Origin of the sequence: Haliea sp., assembly GCF_040221975.1 — a bacterium.
GTDB lineage: Bacteria > Pseudomonadota > Gammaproteobacteria > Pseudomonadales > Halieaceae > Haliea.
Window position 1 is genome coordinate 49,910 of sequence record NZ_JAVJWR010000002.1, and the last position, 13,958, is coordinate 63,867.

Below are 13,958 nucleotides of genomic sequence, written 5' to 3' on the forward strand. Positions count from 1 at the left end.
CTCAGGACTTGCGCTTGTTGCGGGCCTCGTCCATGCGCTGTTTTTGCTGCAATAGTTCCTTGAGTCTCTGTTTCTCCGCGTCGCTCATGTCAGCGTAGTTGGTGGCTTTCAGTTTGTCGACCTGGGCGGACAATTGGCTGCGCTGGGGCAACTGCACCAGGGCGGCCAGGGTGTCACTGAACTGCTGTTCGATGCCTGCGCGCGGGATCAGCCGTTCCTGTCCCGCCAGGCGCCCCAGCAGCTCACCTTCGGGGGTGCCGTACCAGTGGCCCAGCAGCATGGCGGTATTGGAGTCCGGGCGCCGCTGCAGCAGGGCCAGCAGGTCCCGCAGCAGGGCGACGTCGTCGCCTTCGAGTGTGGCCAGCGGCTCGGGGTCCACCCGGGTGGACATCTCCGGCTGGTGCAGCAGCAGCGCAATGGCCGCCTGCGCCAGGTTGGAATAGCCCGCTCGGGCCCGGTCACTGGCCGCCCGCTGTCTCGGGGTGGGCTGGCTGGAATCGGCTCCCTGCGCCCATTCGGGTGCCGGTTCAGGTGCTGGCGGCGGGGGAGGCGGGGCCTCGAGATGCATCAACTCGGCAACGGTCAGTCCCGTGCGCTCGGCGAGAGCGCGAAACATGAGTTGGCGGAAGACGCCGTCCGGCAGTTGGCGGATATAGGGCAGCGCCTGCTTGCTCAAGCGGGCGCGGCCCTCCAGGGTGCTAGTGTCCAGGCCTTCGCCTGCCACGTCAAAGAGGAATGTTTCCAGCGGTGTGGCGGCAGTAACCAGTTCGCGGAAGCGATCCGCCCCCAGCTTGCGCACCAGGGTGTCCGGGTCCTCCCCCTCGTCCAGGAACAGGAACCGGGCCTGGCGTCCGTCTTCCATGCAGGGCAGGGTTGACTCCAGGGCACGCACCGCAGCCTTGCGCCCGGCGGCGTCGCCATCGAAGCAGAACACCACTTCCGGGGTCAGCCGGTACAGGCGCTCCAGGTGGGTCTGGCTGGTGGCGGTACCCAGGGTGGCGGTGGCGTTGCTGATACCGTGCTGCGCCAGGGCGATGACATCCATGTAGCCTTCCACTACCAGGGCCCGCTCCAGCTTGCGGTTGGCCTGGCGGGCCTGGTAGAGGCCGTAGAGTTCGCGGCCCTTGGAGAAGACGGGGGTTTCGGGTGAATTGAGGTACTTCGGCTTGTCGTCACCCAGTACCCGGCCACCGAAGGCTATGATGCGCCCGCGCTGGTCGCGAATGGGGAATACCACCCGGTCCCGGAAGCGGTCGTAGCTGCGTCCGGCGTCGTTCTGCACCAGCATGCCCGCATCCAGCAGCAGTTTGCGCTGGCTGTCGTCCTGTGCCAGCGCCTGCAGCAGGTTGTCCCAGCCCGGGGGCGCGAAGCCGAGGTCAAAATCCTTCGCGATCTGCCCGGTGAGCCCGCGCTGCTTGAGGTAGCTTACCGCGCGGTGAGCCTCGGGATGCGAGCGCAGCTGCTGTTGGTAGAAGCGGGCGGCCTGCTCCAGCAGGGCGTACAGCGCCTTGTTGCTGTCCTCGCGCTGGGCCTGGGCGGCACCGCCGCGAGTCTCCTCCCGCGGCACTTCCAGGCCCAGGCTGCCAGCCAGCGTCGCCACCGCCTGCGGGAAGTCCAGGTTCTCGTAGTCCATGACGAAGCCGAGGGCATTGCCGCCGGCGCCGCAGCCAAAGCAGTAGTAGAACTGCTTGTCCGGGTTGACGCTGAAGGAGGGTGTCTTCTCCTCGTGGAAGGGGCAGCGGGCGCTGTAGTTCTTGCCGGTTTTCTTGAGTTTGACCCGCCGGTCGATGACTTCCACGATGTCGACCCGGTCGAGCAGGTCGTCGAGGAATTTTTGGGGAATACGTCCAGCCATCAGGGGGTGTCAGCAGTGCTCTGTGAGAGACCGCATATTGAAGCACGGTGCGGGGGACTTGTCAGGGCCGGCGGCGCTTCTGGCAACGCCGGCGAGCCGGGGGTCAGGCGCTGAGGCGGGCCTTGACCAGCTTGCTGACGGCGCCGATATCGGCGCGGCCCTGCAGTTTCGGCTTGAGCTCGGCCATCACCGCGCCCATCGCCTGCATGCCGGAGCCGCCGGCGTTCGCCACGGCGGCGTCGATCATGGCTTCCAGCTCGGCGTCGCTGAGCTGGGCGGGAAGGAACTCCTGGATCACGGCGATTTCCCGCTCCTCCTGGTTCGCGAGCTCGTCGCGGCCGGCGGCGTGGTACTGTTGTGCGGAGTCGCGGCGCTGCTTGATCATCTTGTCGAGCACGACCAGCACCCGGGCATCATCGAGTTCGATGCGCTCGTCCACTTCAATGCGTTTGATTTCCGACTGGATCAGCCGGATGGTGCCCAGACGCTCCTTGTCTCGCGCCCTCATGGCCGCTTTCATGGCAGCCTTGATGGTTTCGGTCAGCGGCAGATCACTCATGGTGGGGACGCCTGGTTGGGGACGCTTGGTCGGGCACGCCTGGTGGGGGCGCCTAGTACAGGCGGACGCGCTTGCGGTTTTCCCGGGACAGCTTCTTCAGGTGGCGCTTGACCGCGGCTGCAGCGGCGCGCTTGCGCGTGGTGGTGGGCTTTTCGTAGTGTTCGCGCTTGCGAACTTCAGCCAGGACACCGGCTTTTTCACAGGAGCGTTTGAAGCGGCGCAGAGCGACGTCAAAAGGCTCGTTTTCCTTGATCTTGATATGCGGCATTAATTCTTTACCCGTTTCAGTAAGTAGTGCACCAGCCGCCCTCTGCGGCAACCAGAGCTTTAAAAGGTCGCGCATTCTATACTCAGTTGGCGGTATTTGCAAAGCCCTGTTGGCCGCCCGTCCCTTGGGCTGCGGGGGCAGTGCCGGAAATCATCAGCGCGACTGGGTCATCCGGGTTTGACAGGCCAGGTGGAACTGCAACAATGGAAAGACCGCGTATCGGCCGACTCTGCAAGGGTGCGCGATCCGACAGGAGTAAGTCATGAGTGCAATGAGATTGAAGATCCCTGCATTGGCGTTGCTGCTGGTGTTGGCCTGGGCGGTCCAGGCCGACGAAGTACGCTGGCCGCAAACGGTCGAGTCGGCCGACGGCATACCGATTGCCTTTGAGGTGATTGGCAACGGCGGCGAGCCGGCCCTGGTATTCATTCACGGCTGGAGTTGTGACGGGCGCTACTGGCGCGAGCAGGTTGCGCACTTCGCAGGCAAGCACCAGGTGGTGGTTATCGATCTGGCCGGTCACGGTCATTCCGGGCTTGGGCGAGAACGCTATAGCGTGGCTGCATTCGGCCAGGATGTGCGTGCTGTGGTCGACGCCGTGGGCGCCGAGCAGGTGATTCTGGTCGGGCACTCCATGGGCGGGCCGGTCGCAGTGGCGGCCACCCAGGCGATGCCCGAGCGGGTGATCGGGATTGTCGGGGTGGATACTTTTCAGGATATCGGCGGCACGATATCGCAGGAGGAATTCGACGCCCTGGTGGCGCCCATGCGGGCGGATTTCCGTCAGGGCGCAGCGGCTTTTGTGTCACAGATGCTTGTTGAAGAAACTGATCGCGGCCTGCGTGAATGGATCGTCGCCGACATGTCGGCAGCGCCACCGGAAGTGGCCGTCAGCGCCATGGAAGAGATGCTGACCGACACGCTCAGCGGCAGGTCCCGCTTGGCGTTTGACGGGCTGGATATACCTATTGTGGCGATAAATGCCGATTTGTGGCCAACCAATACCGAGGGCAACCGGCGCCACATCGGCTCCTTCGAGGCGGTGATCCTGGAAGGCACCGACCATTTCCTGCAGATGGGTGAACCGGAGTCCTTCAACCGTGAACTGGAGCGGGTGATTGCCAGCATGGTGAAGCAGCCACGCTGAACCGTACCGTCGCGGCGGTCGCGAACAGGGAGCTCGCTGAACCATAGCCGCGATGTTCCCCTGCCCATTGGCCTTCGGACCTCGCCGCGACCGCCCGAAGCCGTTATCATGCGCCCCTCTGCGACAGTGAAGATAACGATGCTGATTCTGGGTCTGGAAACGTCCTGCGACGAGACCGGGGTCGCGCTCTACGATACGGGGCGCGGCCTGCTGGCGCATGCCCTGTTCAGTCAGGTCGATATCCACGTCGAATACGGTGGCGTGGTGCCCGAGCTGGCTTCACGCGACCATATTCGCAAGGCGCTGCCGCTGCTGCAGCAGGTCCTCGATGACGCCGGGGTGGCGGCCACGGCGCTGGATGGTATTGCCTACACTGCCGGCCCCGGCCTGGTCGGGGCGCTGATGGTCGGCGCCACCCTGGCCCAGTCCCTCGCCTGGGCCTGGGGCATCCCGGCGCTGGGGGTGCATCACATGGAGGGGCATTTGCTGGCTCCCATGCTGGAGGACGAACACCCGGAGTTTCCCTTTGTTGCCCTGCTGGTCTCGGGTGGTCATACCCAGCTGGTGCGGGTGGACGGCATCGGCGAGTACCTGCTGCTGGGCGAATCCCTGGACGACGCCGCCGGCGAGGCATTCGACAAGGCGGCGAAGATGCTGGGGCTGCCCTACCCCGGCGGTCCCCATATCGCCCGGCTGGCGGAGTCCGGCGACCCGGCGCGGTTCGACTTTCCGCGGCCCATGGTCAACCGGCCCGGGCTGGATTTCAGTTTCAGCGGGCTCAAGACCTTCACCCTCAACACCGTCACGGCCTGCCGCGAGGACAGTGGCCTCAGCGAACAGGACAAGTGTGACATCGCCCGCGCCTTCGAGGAGGCGGTGGTCGCGACCCTGGTCATCAAGTGCCGCCGGGCGCTGGAGCAGGAGGGCCTGCAGACCCTGGTGATGGCGGGCGGCGTCAGCGCCAACCGCAACCTGCGGGCCCGGCTGCAGAAGGAGCTGGGCAAACTCGGTGCCAGGGTGTTCTATCCGGCGCCGGAATTCTGTACCGACAACGGCGCCATGATTGCCTACGCGGGTGCCCAGCGCCTGCAGGCGGGGCAGCATGACGGGCCGGAAACCACCGTGCGGCCGCGCTGGCCCATGACCGAATTGCCGTCGCTGCGGCCTGCCGTGGTGGCCTGATCGTGGATATCGTCTTCATCCGCGAGCTGCGCGCCGATGCCATCATTGGTGTTTATGACTGGGAGCGCAGCGTACGCCAGACCCTGGTGCTGGATCTGGAAATGGCCTGGGACAACCGGCCGGCGGCGGCAGGAGATGCCATTGGCCAGGCGCTGGACTATGCAGCGGTCTCCAGTCGGCTCATCGAGTATATAGAAGGCAGCAATTATCAGCTGCTGGAATCCCTGGCCGAGGACCTGGCGGCGCTGCTGCTGTCCGAATTCGGGGTGCCCTGGCTGCGCCTGCGCCTGTGCAAGCCCGGAGCGGTACAGGCGGCGCGGGATGTGGGTGTGTTGATCGAGCGCGGGGCCGGGTCGGCGTGACTACCGTGTACCTGGGCCTGGGCAGCAATATCGAGCGCGAACGCTACCTGCTGGCGGGGCTGGACGCCCTGCAACTGCTGCTCGGCGAGCTGGCGCTGTCGCCGGTTTACGACAGCCCCGCCATTGGCTTCGACGGCCAGCCATTCCTGAACATGGTGGTCGGTGCCCGCACCGAACTACCCCTGGCGGCGCTCGCAACACGCCTGCGGCACATCGAAACCGAGCACGGCCGGCCCGCCAACGCCACCCGCTTCTCCGCCCGGCAGCTGGACATCGATATCCTCACCTACGGTGACCTGGTCGGTGAGTTCGGCGGGGTGACCTTGCCGCGGGGAGAGATCCTGGAGAATGCCTTCGTGCTGCGGCCGCTGGCAGAGCTGGCACCCCGCGCGCAGCACCCCGTGGACGGCCGCAGCTTTGCCGAACTCTGGGCGGCCTTTGACCAGCGCAGCCAGGTACTGGCGCGGGTGGACTTCAGCTGGCGGGGGCGCTGGATCTCCCGGGCGGTTTAGGACAGTACGGCCAGGTCGCCGGGGCCTCTATACCTCATCTTTGTGCGCTGCGCGGAAAGCGTCCAGCAGCCGGGTCTGCTCCGCGGCAATCGCGTCGCCCAGGGCCTTGCCGCTTATCCCCCGGGCCACAAACGGTGCCGCAGTCACCGACTGCGCCAGGGTCAATGCCCGCTGCAGATACGCCGCCTGCGGGTAGTCTCGCTCCTCCATCCCCCTGCGGCCCCGGGCGTCGGCTTCACAGGCCAGCAGAAAAGCCCGGAACCGCTCCGGCTGGCGCAGGGCCCCGGTGGCGCGAAACAGCTTCAGCAGGGTCTTGCCCCGCAGCTCCTTGGCGCGGTGTACCAGCAGGTGGAACTCGCAGACCTGCAGCGCCAGGTCCCGATGCTGGTTGGGTGCGCGCAAGCGCTCACATACCCGGCGCACCAGGGCGAGTCCGCGTTGTTCATGGGCGATATGCCGTGGCCACTCCGTTTCCGGGGTCAGGCCCTTGCCCAGATCGTGCAACAGGGCGGCGAAGCGGACGTCCGTTGCCGGACTCAGGCGGGCTGCCTGCTGCAGTACCAGCAGGGTATGCAGGCCGCTGTCGATCTCCGGGTGATGCTCCGGGCTTTGCGGCACGCCGAACAGGGCCTCCAGTTCCGGCAGCAACGCCCGCAGGGCACCGCAGTCGCGCAGCACGCCAATGAACACCTCCGGATTGCGCTCACCGAGGGCGCGCTCCAGTTCCACCCAGATCCTTTCCGGGGGCAGGTGCCCCAGCTCGTCCTGGGCGACGATCTCCGCCATCAGGGCGATGGTCTCCGCGGCCACGGTGAAGCCCAGGTGGGCGTAGCGTGCGGCGAAACGGGCCGTGCGCAGTACCCGCAGCGGGTCCTCCACAAAGGCCGCAGATACGTGCCGCAGCACTCTCTGGGCGAGGTCCCGCTGGCCACCGTAGGGGTCGATGATGGCGCCGTCCGCATCCCGGGCCATGGCATTGACCGTCAGGTCCCGCCGCCGCAGGTCTTCCTCCAGCGTAACGGCGGGATCACAGTGCACCGCAAAGCCGGTGTAGCCGTGGCCCTGCTTGCGCTCGGTGCGGGCGAGGGCGTACTCGTCTTTGGTTTGCGGATGCAGGAATACGGGGAAGTCCTTGCCCACCTGCGTGTAGCCCTGCTCCAGCATCTCTGCAGGCGTGGCACCGACCACCACCCAGTCTCTTTCCGAGACCGGGTACTCGAGCAGGGCATCGCGGACCGCGCCGCCAACCAGGTAGGTTTTCATCGGCTGTATTGTACCGCCTCGGCGTGAATTATGAGCGGATATGATGAGGTCGAGGGTGGTGACAGTGGGTACGCTGCCCACGAATTGATCATTGAGTGAAGCTGCTATGTGTGATGTAATAACAAAGTTATTACATGCGGAGATTGTCCCCATGCGCTCGACCATTCGCAAGATAGGCAATTCTCGCGGTGTACTGATTCCCGCGGCGCTGCTGGCCGAATGTGGTATCTCGAAACACATCAACATGCGGGTTGAAGGCAAGTGTATTGTCATTGAGCCCCTCAGGGAGGTTCGTGAGGGCTGGTTTCCGGCTGCCGAGGCAGACGACGATACAGACTTCTGGGCCGAGTTCCCCACCGACGCAGACTGTGAGGACTGGGCGTGGTGAGCCGGCAGGTCGCTATCAGCCGCAGCGAAGTCTACTGGGTGAATCTCGATCCCACGGTGGGCACGGAGATTCGCAAGGTTCGCCCTGCACTGGTAGTGTCGCCGGATGACATGAACGCCGCCCTGCCCAGAGTGATCATTGCACCCATCACCAGCAAGGGCCAGGCTCTGGGCTGTCGTCCCGAGGTCATGCTGGAGGGTCGAGCTGCGAGAATCCTGCTGGATCAGTTGCGCAGTGTGGACAAGTCGCGTCTGGTCAGCAGGCTGGGGGTAATCAAGCCTGAACTGTGGCACGACGTATTGCTGGAGATGTTTGCCTGAGCCTTCATGCTTTCCTGCCCCCACTCTTGCAGCGGCAGGAGGTCAGTTCACCGGAATCCAGGTTGTACAGGGTCATGGCGCCGCCCCAGACACAGCCGGTGTCCAGGCCGATGGTATTGGGACTGTCCGTGTGCCCTTCAATCGAGGCCCAGTGGCCGAAGATAATCTTCTCGTTGGCGGTCTTGCGCTCCTTGTGGCTGAACCAGGGCGATACCTTCTTGCTGTCACCCTCCGGCCGGGGATTGGGACTGGGCCCCTTGCTGACCAGGTCCAGCACGCCCTTTTTGGTGCAGTAGCGCATCCGCGTCAGGTAGTTGGTGATGACCCGCAGCCGGATCATGCCGGTGAGGTCATCGGACCAGACCGCGGGCTCGTTGCCGTACATGGTGCGCAGGAATTCCACACAGTCCGGACTCTGCAGGACCTCTTCCACCTCCCAGGCATGGCGCATGGCGTCCTCCACACTCCACTGCGGCGGGATGCCGGCATGCACCATGGTATAGCCGTGCTCATAGTGCAGCAGCGGGCGGTGGGCCAGCCAGTTCAGCAGCGTGTCGCGGTCGGGTGCGGCGAGGATCTTGCCCAGGGTGTCAGAGGGTGCAGGCGTCCTGACGCCGGCGGCGACGGCCAGCAGGTGCAGGTCGTGATTGCCCAGCACCATCACCAGATTGTCCCGCATATCGTACAGAAAGCGCAGGGTTTTCAGGCACTTGGGGCCGCGGTTGACGATGTCGCCGACGGACCAGAGGACGTCCCGGTCGGGATTGAACCCGACCCGCTTCAGCAGGCACTGCAGGGGCTGCAGACAGCCCTGAATATCCCCCACGGCATAGGTCGCCACCCGCGGCCTCAGTTCAGCGCCGTTGGGGTGTGCAGGGTAAAGGCGCGGATCGGCACCTCGAAGGCGGGCAGCGCGCCGGGGTCGGTATCTTCGTCCTCCAGCACGATCATGGTATAGCTGCCCTGCATGAAGCCCACCGGTGTCGGCAGCGTTGCACCGCTGGTGTAGCGGAAGAAGCTGCCCGGCTGAATGACCGGCTGCTCACCCACGACACCCTCGCCGCGCACCTCCTGCACCTCGCCATCGGCGTCGGTGATGATCCAGTGCCGGGACAGCAACTGCACCGGAACGCCGCCCTCGTTGCTGATGGTGATGGTGTAGGCAAACGCGTATTGCTTGTCCGCCGGGCGCGAGTGGCGGGCGAGATAGGTGGCAAGGACGTCGACGCTGACTGTTTGGGTATCCATGTGTCTCAGTTGTTGCCCAGATGATTGGCCATGTGGATAAAGTCTTCAAGCTGCAGGGTCTCGGCCCGGCAACCGGGGTCTATACCCAAGTCCGCCAGTGCGGCCTCGTCAAGTATACCCTTCAAATTGTTGCGCAGGGTTTTCCGGCGCTGGCCGAAGGCGGCCTGGACCAGCTTCCGCAGACCGTGCACATCGCACTCGGGCCAGGGTGACTGCTGGTAGGGGGTCAGACGGACAATCGCCGACTGCACCCTGGGCGGCGGAAAAAACGCCTCTGGCGGCACATCGAAGAGATGCTCCACTGCGCAATGGTACTGCGCCATGATCCCCAGCCGTCCCCAGTGCTTGCTGCCGGGGCTGGCCGCGAGCCGGTTAACCACTTCCAGTTGCAGCATGAAATGCATGTCCTGGACCATCGGCGCGAAGTCCAGGAGCCGGAATAGCAGTGGCGTCGAGATATTGTAGGGCAGGTTGCCGACCACCCGCAGGGGCACGCCGTCCCGTGCCAGGGCGGCGAAGTCGAAAGTGAGCGCATCCGCACTGTGCAGCTTGAAGCCGGGATAAATGCTGAAGGCGGCGAGCAGGCCGGTGACCAGGTCCCGGTCCAGTTCCACCACGTCCAGGCGAATCTCCCGGCTGATCAGGGCCGCCGTCAGCGCTCCCTGTCCGGGCCCGATTTCCACCAGGTGCTCCCCGGGCTGGGGGTGGATGGCGTTGGCGATACCGGCGATCACTCCCGGGTCCTGTAGGAAGTTCTGGCCAAAGCGCTTGCGCGGGGTGTGGGATTTCAGCGTCATGCGCGGCAGTGTACTTTGCCCCGCGCCCGGGCGCAGCTGTTGTGGCTGAAAATTCCCGGCACTGGTAAACTCGCCCGCTGGTTTCTTGGGCAGCAGTCCTGCACGGGTATATGAATCTCACCCAGTATTTTTCCCTGGTCGACACCATGGCGCGCATGTCGCTGAAGGCGGATGCCTCGCGCTACTTCTTTGGCTATATATGGTGGGTGCTGGAGCCGCTGCTGTATGTGGCTGTGTTCTATGTGGTGTTCGAGCTTATCCTGCAGAACAGGAAGGAAGATTTCCTGGTCTTTCTGATGGTGGGCAAACTGACCTTCATCTGGTTCTCCAAGTCGGTCAACCAGGCATCGCGCAGCATCATCAACAGCCGTGGCCTGGTCAGCAAGGCCAACATCAGCAAGAGCCTGTTTCCGATAGCCACGGTCCAGGAGGGCCTGTACAAGCAACTGAGCGTATTCCTGCTGTTGTTTGCGGTACTGTTGTTCAGTGGTTACGGCATCAGTGAGGCGTGGCTGTGGCTGTTCCCCCTGATTCTGGTGAACTATATCGTGATCGTGGCCGCCTGCCTCGTCTGCGCCTTCCTGGTATGCCTGGTGTTCGACTTCGTCGTCATGGTGTCGCTGGGCACCATCTTCCTGCTGTTCGTGTCCGGGATCTTCTGGGACCCGCGCGGTCTGCCGGACCCGGCGGCCACGGATCTCATTCTCCTGCTGAACCCGCTGGCGTTCGTGATTGATGCCTACCGGCAGATTCTCATGGCGGGGGTGGCGCCGGATGGTTGGCACCTGCTTGGCATCGGCGCGGGCTTCGGGCTGCTGGCCCTGGGCATGGTGCTGCTCCTGCAGCGCACCAGCCGCTTCCTCGCGCTCAAGGTGCTGACCTCATGACTGCCGATGACATCCAGGCCGTAGCACCCCCGGCGGACGACGGCAGGCGGGTAATGCTGGAGCTGCGCAACGTCAGCCACAGCTTCCACGCGCGCAAGGAAAGTTTTGAGCACGGCGTGCACAGGGTGCTGGACGGCGTTTCGCTCAAGTTGCTGGAAGGCGAGACCCTCGGCATCGTCGGCCGCAACGGCGCCGGCAAGACCACCATGCTGCGCCTTATGGCCGGCATATTCGCCCCCACCTCGGGCAAGATCCTGCGCCAGCCCGGCGCCAGTGTGTCCCTCCTGAGCCTGGGTCTGGGCTTCCAGCCCCAGCTCTCGGGCAGGGACAACGCGCTGCTCTCGGCCATGCTTCAGGGCTTCAGCAAGCGCGAGGCCGAGTCCCGCCTAGAGGAGATCAGGGAGTTCTCCGAGCTGGGGCAATCCTTTGACGAGCCGGTGAAAACCTACTCCTCGGGCATGAATGCCCGGCTCGGCTTTACTACCGCCCTGTTGACCAAGGTCGATATCCTGCTGATCGATGAAGTACTGAGCGTGGGTGACGCCGAATTCCGGCAGAAGGCCGAGGAGGCCATGCGCGGCCGCCTCTCCGGTGGCCGCACCGCAGTGTTCGTGTCCCATGCGGAAGGCCAGGTGAAGAAACTGTGCAGCCGGGTGGTGTGGATAGAGGACGGCCTGGTCAGGGCCGAGGGTGACCCGGAGACGGTGTTGCGGGCGTATCGGCCGCCGCCGGTGGCGCCTGCTCCCGGCGGCGGTTCTCCACCGCGCCCATAACCAGCGCGACCAGTACCCCGAGCATGCCACCCGCCACGATGGCAATTGCCAGGGTCAGGCTTTTCCTGGGCCGAATGGGTGCGCTGCGGGCGATGGCGGGCTGGTCCACCCGGGCCAGGTGTACCGCGTCATAGCTCGCGGCCAGCAACTCTCGCAGCTGGCTGATTTCAGCGCGTAATGCGTCCGTGTTGTCCGCCAGTGCTTCATAGTTTTCCCGTGCCTGGAGGATTTCGATGCGGCGGTTCTGTGCCAGCAGGTCCAGTTGCTCCTGCAGGTCGCGCAGCTCTGGCACCATGTGGGCATCGGTCGTGCGCTTTTCGAGCACCGCCAGCTCCGCCTGCAGCATGCGGCTGCCGCGCAGGTACAGCGGGTCCCCCTGTCCCGTGGAGAGGTCCGCACTGACGGACACCGATTCGCGACCATTCTCGCGCCGGGACAGCATCTGCAGGATGGCGGGCTCGGTGATATCCAGGCTGCGAGCAATCGCAAGCGCTTCTTCCAGCTCGGCAACCTTGTCGGCCCGCAGCTGGCGTGCTTTTGTGGTGAGGGCGGCTATCTGATCCTGCAGTTGTAGCCGCTTCAATTCATCCTCTTCCTGCAGCCGTACGATCGTGTCCTTATCCCTGCGCTTCAGAATGTCGGCGCTTCGGGCAATCCGCGACTCCAGCATGCGGATCCGGGTTTCCAGCAGGGCGCGCAATTCATCCATGACGCTGGCCAGGGCGCGGCTGTGTGCGGTCGCCGCCAGGGCATTGGCAATCTCCGCGGCCAACTGGGCATCAGTGTGCTGGAAACGGATGGACATGATGGTTTCGGCGAGGACATCGTTCTTGCCCAGCCCGTCGATGTTGATGGACAGCGCGGGGGTGAAGGCGCGGAGAAAATGCTGCACGACCTGTTTCCGGTCCGCTGCCGGCTCGTGGAGTAGACGCTGGCTGAAGGCGAGGAAGACTTCCCGCTGCGTGTCCAGGGAGCGCGCTTCGAAGACCACCCTGCTGAATGCATCACTCGGAGGCAGTTCCACTTGTCCGGTTTCATTGATGGCAACCAATTGCGATGCTAGCGGCGGGCGCAGACGTGCGGTGGACTCGTACACCGGGCTGGCCAGCATAAGGTAGGCCGCGGCGACTGCCACGGCTACCGCGGTGATCCCAAGCACAATCCACTTGCGCTGCCAGAGGCCGGTGCCAAGTTCGAACAGGTCGATTTCATCATCGGCCCAAGCGGGCGGTGGCAGTTGTGAGGGCGAGGGGTAGTTGCTCGGTTGCGTCATGCGATATCCGTGGGGCTGATTTCAATGGTGATCTGGTTCACCGCGACTTGTCGCGCCCGCTTGCGTGCGATGTGCCACGCCTGACTCATGACGATACAGTACAGGATAAAGGCACCCACCAGAATGCTGAACTGGTATGATTCCGGAGTCCCCGCCCGGGCCAGCATCAGGCCGAGAAAGGGCGGGGCGACCCCCACGCTGCCAATCAGGAATAGGGCGCGTTTGTCGGACAATCCGAGTTCGCGCAGCAGGTGGTGGATATGGGTATTGTCCGCCCGGATCGGTGATTTCCCCTTCAGCACCCGGCGCAAGGTCGTGAGCGCCATATCAAACAGTGGCAGACCGAGCAGGTAGGCGGCGGTTATCGGCTGGATATAGCGCACACCGCCCACCTGGGCCGAGGTCACCGACAGCGTCAGTGCCACCACAATCAAACCGAGCAACTTGGAGCCGGCATCCCCCAGGAAAGATTTCGGAATAAAGGGCGCCAGGCCCAGGTTCGATGTCAGGAAGGCCACCAGGGCTGAGCTGATGACAATGGTAATGAGCCCAGGCGACAGGCCGGTGAACAGGTGGAAGGCAAACAGCGTGATCAGGACGATAACCCCGAGCAACCCGTCCATGCCGTCCAGCATGTTGTAGGCATTGATCACCACGAAAATGACCAGAACAGTGAAAGGGTAGCTGAGCCAGCCGCTGAGTCTTACGCTGCCCAGCCCCAGAAAGTCGCCCAGATTGGCCAGACGCAGGTCCAGGGACTCGATCAGGAACAGGGCCACCCCGATCTCCGCCAGGGTGCGGGTGAACACGCTCAGGTTAAAGCGGTCGTCGACGATGCCGAGCACTACCAGCATCCCGCCGGCCGTCATGAACAGGGTGAGGACATCGGTCTGCTCCGCCAGCCCCCCGGGATGGGTCTGGCCCCAGACCATAGAGTTAGAGAGCAAGGCCAGATAGATGGCGATGCCGCCTACCAGGGGAACATGGCCTTCATGTTGCTTGCGCTGATTGGGCGCATCCACCAAACCCAGGCGTATCGCGATCGGGCTCAGGGCCCAGATGAAAAACAGCGTAAGGGTAAAGGCGAGTGTGGCTTGTAGCAGCGTTGGTGACATGTCTAATTG

At 64.2% G+C, this 13,958-nt stretch carries 17 protein-coding genes; 8 read left to right on the forward strand and 9 right to left on the reverse strand.

Annotation, left to right across the window (positions count from 1 at the left end; all coding sequences use genetic code 11):
- Position 1 precedes the first annotated feature (1 nt).
- The 3 genes from dnaG to rpsU all read right to left on the reverse strand — a co-directional run bounded on the left by dnaG (position 2) and on the right by rpsU (position 2,682).
- Positions 2-1,855, reverse strand: a complete 1,854-nt coding sequence (dnaG, locus tag RLO07_RS00400; protein WP_462290151.1) for a DNA primase — start codon at positions 1,853-1,855, stop codon at positions 2-4.
- 103 nt (positions 1,856-1,958) lie between these two features.
- The gene (locus RLO07_RS00405; protein ID WP_462290152.1) at positions 1,959-2,414 is read right to left on the reverse strand and encodes a GatB/YqeY domain-containing protein; all 456 of its coding nucleotides are present in this window, start codon (positions 2,412-2,414) and stop codon (positions 1,959-1,961) included.
- A gap of 52 nt (positions 2,415-2,466) precedes the next feature.
- Complete coding sequence (gene rpsU / locus RLO07_RS00410; protein WP_304704519.1) at positions 2,467-2,682, reverse strand: 30S ribosomal protein S21; 216 nt, start codon at positions 2,680-2,682, stop codon at positions 2,467-2,469.
- A 262-nt stretch (positions 2,683-2,944) separates the two neighbouring features.
- Between rpsU and RLO07_RS00415 the strand changes: the two genes are divergently transcribed.
- The 4 genes from RLO07_RS00415 to folK all read left to right on the forward strand — a co-directional run bounded on the left by RLO07_RS00415 (position 2,945) and on the right by folK (position 5,885).
- On the forward strand, positions 2,945-3,829 hold the full coding sequence (locus RLO07_RS00415) for an alpha/beta fold hydrolase (RefSeq protein ID WP_462290153.1): 885 nt from the start codon (positions 2,945-2,947) through the stop codon (positions 3,827-3,829).
- A 138-nt stretch (positions 3,830-3,967) separates the two neighbouring features.
- Positions 3,968-5,011 (forward strand): tRNA (adenosine(37)-N6)-threonylcarbamoyltransferase complex transferase subunit TsaD, encoded by a 1,044-nt coding sequence (gene tsaD, locus RLO07_RS00420; protein ID WP_462290154.1) that lies wholly within the window; start codon positions 3,968-3,970, stop codon positions 5,009-5,011.
- A gap of 2 nt (positions 5,012-5,013) precedes the next feature.
- Entirely contained in the window at positions 5,014-5,373 is a 360-nt protein-coding gene (gene folB, locus RLO07_RS00425; protein ID WP_462290155.1) for a dihydroneopterin aldolase, read from the forward strand.
- A complete protein-coding gene (folK, locus tag RLO07_RS00430) occupies positions 5,370-5,885 on the forward strand; it encodes a 2-amino-4-hydroxy-6-hydroxymethyldihydropteridine diphosphokinase (RefSeq protein WP_462290156.1) in 516 nt (171 codons plus the stop codon). The genes folB and folK overlap by 4 nt, the downstream gene beginning before the upstream one ends.
- A gap of 27 nt (positions 5,886-5,912) precedes the next feature.
- Here the strand turns inward: folK and RLO07_RS00435 are convergent, their stop codons facing one another.
- Positions 5,913-7,148: a multifunctional CCA addition/repair protein gene (locus RLO07_RS00435; RefSeq protein WP_462290157.1), complete on the reverse strand. Its 1,236-nt coding sequence runs from the start codon at positions 7,146-7,148 to the stop codon at positions 5,913-5,915.
- 151 nt (positions 7,149-7,299) lie between these two features.
- On the opposite strand from RLO07_RS00435, the gene RLO07_RS00440 reads away from it, so the two are divergent.
- Both RLO07_RS00440 and RLO07_RS00445 read left to right on the forward strand, forming a co-directional pair.
- Positions 7,300-7,536 (forward strand): AbrB/MazE/SpoVT family DNA-binding domain-containing protein, encoded by a 237-nt coding sequence (locus tag RLO07_RS00440; protein WP_462290158.1) that lies wholly within the window; start codon positions 7,300-7,302, stop codon positions 7,534-7,536.
- Positions 7,533-7,856: a type II toxin-antitoxin system PemK/MazF family toxin gene (locus RLO07_RS00445; RefSeq protein ID WP_462290159.1), complete on the forward strand. Its 324-nt coding sequence runs from the start codon at positions 7,533-7,535 to the stop codon at positions 7,854-7,856. The genes RLO07_RS00440 and RLO07_RS00445 overlap by 4 nt, the downstream gene beginning before the upstream one ends.
- Before the next feature lie 4 nt (positions 7,857-7,860).
- Here RLO07_RS00445 and RLO07_RS00450 read toward each other — a convergent pair whose 3' ends face one another.
- From RLO07_RS00450 to rsmA, 3 genes are read right to left on the reverse strand one after another with little or no spacing between them, the layout of a single operon-like run.
- Positions 7,861-8,697, reverse strand: coding sequence for a symmetrical bis(5'-nucleosyl)-tetraphosphatase (locus tag RLO07_RS00450; protein WP_462290160.1), 837 nt, complete (start codon positions 8,695-8,697; stop codon positions 7,861-7,863).
- Between the two features lie 8 nt (positions 8,698-8,705).
- Positions 8,706-9,104, reverse strand: coding sequence for a Co2+/Mg2+ efflux protein ApaG (gene apaG, locus RLO07_RS00455; RefSeq protein ID WP_462290161.1), 399 nt, complete (start codon positions 9,102-9,104; stop codon positions 8,706-8,708).
- A gap of 5 nt (positions 9,105-9,109) precedes the next feature.
- Positions 9,110-9,901, reverse strand: a complete 792-nt coding sequence (gene rsmA, locus RLO07_RS00460) for a 16S rRNA (adenine(1518)-N(6)/adenine(1519)-N(6))-dimethyltransferase RsmA (RefSeq protein WP_462290162.1) — start codon at positions 9,899-9,901, stop codon at positions 9,110-9,112.
- Between the two features lie 110 nt (positions 9,902-10,011).
- Between rsmA and RLO07_RS00465 the strand changes: the two genes are divergently transcribed.
- The gene (locus RLO07_RS00465; protein WP_462290163.1) at positions 10,012-10,788 is read left to right on the forward strand and encodes an ABC transporter permease; all 777 of its coding nucleotides are present in this window, start codon (positions 10,012-10,014) and stop codon (positions 10,786-10,788) included.
- Entirely contained in the window at positions 10,785-11,561 is a 777-nt protein-coding gene (locus RLO07_RS00470) for an ABC transporter ATP-binding protein (protein WP_462290164.1), read from the forward strand. Before RLO07_RS00465 ends, RLO07_RS00470 begins: the two co-directional genes overlap by 4 nt.
- On the opposite strand, the gene RLO07_RS00475 is transcribed toward RLO07_RS00470, so the two are convergent.
- The gene (locus RLO07_RS00475; protein WP_462290165.1) at positions 11,467-12,834 is read right to left on the reverse strand and encodes a Wzz/FepE/Etk N-terminal domain-containing protein; all 1,368 of its coding nucleotides are present in this window, start codon (positions 12,832-12,834) and stop codon (positions 11,467-11,469) included. The two genes, RLO07_RS00470 and RLO07_RS00475, sit on opposite strands and share 95 nt — an antisense overlap.
- Positions 12,831-13,949 carry an MraY family glycosyltransferase gene (locus RLO07_RS00480; protein ID WP_462290166.1) on the reverse strand — a complete coding sequence of 373 codons (1,119 nt, stop codon included), beginning with the start codon at positions 13,947-13,949 and terminating at the stop codon, positions 12,831-12,833. The genes RLO07_RS00475 and RLO07_RS00480 overlap by 4 nt, the downstream gene beginning before the upstream one ends.
- Between the last annotated feature and the right edge of the window lie 9 nt (positions 13,950-13,958).